At 70.4% G+C, this 2,191-nt stretch carries 3 protein-coding genes; all 3 read right to left on the reverse strand.

The genetic code is table 11. The features are described 5' to 3' along the window. Positions 1-360 (reverse strand): hypothetical protein (locus WAZ62_RS19695; protein ID WP_422645237.1); only part of this gene is annotated, 360 nt, incomplete at its 3' end. 15 nt (positions 361-375) lie between these two features. Further along, positions 376-1,599 carry a phage major capsid protein gene (locus WAZ62_RS19700; protein ID WP_422645238.1) on the reverse strand — a complete coding sequence of 408 codons (1,224 nt, stop codon included), beginning with the start codon at positions 1,597-1,599 and terminating at the stop codon, positions 376-378. 11 nt (positions 1,600-1,610) lie between these two features. Then, complete coding sequence (locus WAZ62_RS19705) at positions 1,611-2,159, reverse strand: HK97 family phage prohead protease (RefSeq protein ID WP_422645239.1); 549 nt, start codon at positions 2,157-2,159, stop codon at positions 1,611-1,613. Between the last annotated feature and the right edge of the window lie 32 nt (positions 2,160-2,191).

Below are 2,191 nucleotides of genomic sequence, written 5' to 3' on the forward strand. Positions count from 1 at the left end.
GACGGAGATCGCGACCGCCGCCCCCGTGGTCGCGCCGGCCACCGTCAGCTTGGGCCGCAGGTAGCGGCCGGTGCCGATGTAGCCGACCTGTTGCACCGTGTTCGCCCCGGCGCCGCTGGCGACGGCGGTGAAACTGCCGGCCATCTCGCCGGCCGCGACAGCGGCATAGGACACGCCGTCGGTCGAGGCTTCGAGGGAAGGCGTATGCGTCCCATCGGTATAGGCGCCAATGTGAACGATCACGCTCGCCGCGTCGAAGCCGCGCAGGTCGATCGCGCTGCCAGTCGTCGTCGCGTTGCGGACGGCGGGGGCGAGCGACGGACTGGCGTCGACGGCATTCTTCAGATCACGCATGGTCATGTTTTGTTCTCCCGATCAGGCGCCGAACTTGAGCAGCTTGATGGCATCGAAATCGAGCACGTCGCCACCGACGCGCTTCGTCGTGTAGAATTTCACCTGCGGCTTGGCGGTATAGGGATCGCGCAGGGTGCGGATGCCCTGGCGGTCGACGACGGCGTAACCCTCGCGGAAATTGCCGAAGGCGATGGACAGGCTGTTGGCGCCGATCGCCGGCATGTCCTCGGCCTCGACCACCGGATAGCCGAGCAGGCTGGCCGGACTGCCGGCGGCGAGGCCCGGCTGCCACAGATACTGGCCCGAGCTGGTGTCCTTCAGCTTGCGCACCTCGGCCGCGGTCGCCCGCGCCATGACGAAACGCGCCCCGGCGCGCAGGCCCGCCTTCAGGGCATAGGTCAGGCCGATCAGGACATCGCCCGGATCGGCGGCGGCGAAGGCCCCGGCGGCGCCGGTCGCGACATGTTGCAGCGTGCCCCAGGGCCGGCCGGCATCCGCCACCGCCGCCGTCGCATAGGTGGTGAAGCCGCGTGGGCTGCCCACGCCGCTGCCGGCGACGAAGGCGGCATTCTCGGCCCGGCCCATCTTCTCGGCCAGCTTCTGGGCCAGCCAGGCCTCGACATCGAAACTGGCGTCGTCCAGCAACTTCTGCGACACGCGGGGTTCCGCGTAGAGCTCGTGCACCGGGATGCGCCACAGGCCGATCTGAGGCGTCGCCGTCTCGGCCCGGGCCTCGCTCTCGCCAACCCAGCCGGCGGCGGCTTCGCCGAGGTCCAGCATCCCTTCGACCGCATCGGCGGTGATGGTCATGACCGAAGCGATCTGGCGGATCGGACTCGTTTCCTGCAGGCGGGCGACGATCCGCTCGGCCATTTCGGCGGCGACGAGATAGCCGCCGTCCGGGTCGGAGGCGACGCTCATCGCCTTTTTCTCGAGGCCCGGCAGCTCGTGGTCGATACCCTTGCGCAGGAAGGTCGAGAAGGCCTCGGCATGGGCGGCCTCGGCGGCGCTGCGCCCCGCCTTCCGCTGGCTGCCCGGGCGCGCCAGCGCGGTTTCGATGGCGGTGACATGGTCGCTCAGCCGGCCGACCTCGGCGTTCAGCCGGTCGACCGTCTCGATGGTGACGACATCGGCCCGGCCCTTCGTCTCGATCTCGGCGAGACGGCGGTCGTTCTCCGCCCGGAAGGCGGTGAAGACCCGGGCGAGGTCGTCGGTGGCGCTGTGCATGGTGGCAAGATCGGTCATGCGTGGTCCTTTCAGGGCCGAAGGGCCGCCGCCGCGCGGCGGAGATTGCTGACGATGGCCTGACTCAGCCCCGCTTCATCCGGCCGGGCGGCCTTGACCCAGGCGATGCGCGCCGCCTCGTTGGCGGGCAGGGTGACGAGACTGATTTCATGAAGGGTGAGCGTCTTCAGCAGGCGGGCGCCATCGCCCGCCACACCCGCCGCCACGGTCGAATAGCCGATGGAGAGGCCATCGAGCGCGCCGAGGCGCAGCAGGGCCAGGGCCTCCCGCCCGCGCGCCGTCTCCAGCGCCAGGCGGCCCTCGACCAGAAGACCCGTCGCGTCTTCCTCGATGCGGTCGAAGCGGCCGATCGGCTCGGCCATGTCGTGCTGCCACAGGAAGGGCGGCAGGGCTTTCCGCCGCCGCCAGTCGCCGAGGCTGGCGGCGAAGGCGCCGGGCAGCACCCGGTCGCCCTGCGCGTCGGTCACGGCGAAGACGCTGGCATAGCCAGCGAAACTGCCGTCCGGGGCGAGGCGTTTAAGCTGGCGGCCGGTCGGCCGGCCGACCTCGAAAATCTCCATGCGTTACTCCTTCGTCGCGAGGGGGGCGTAAC

It is taken from the genome of Zavarzinia sp. (genome assembly GCF_049306435.1).
Classification (GTDB): Bacteria; Pseudomonadota; Alphaproteobacteria; order Zavarziniales; family Zavarziniaceae; genus Zavarzinia.

What these genes read in the sequence shown, in the direction of transcription:
- WAZ62_RS19700 (WP_422645238.1), bottom strand. Translation starts at nt 1,599, where the DNA reads ATGACCGATCTTGCCACCATGCACAGCGCCACCGACGACCTCGCCCGG.
- WAZ62_RS19705 (WP_422645239.1), bottom strand. Translation starts at nt 2,159, where the DNA reads ATGGAGATTTTCGAGGTCGGCCGGCCGACCGGCCGCCAGCTTAAACGC.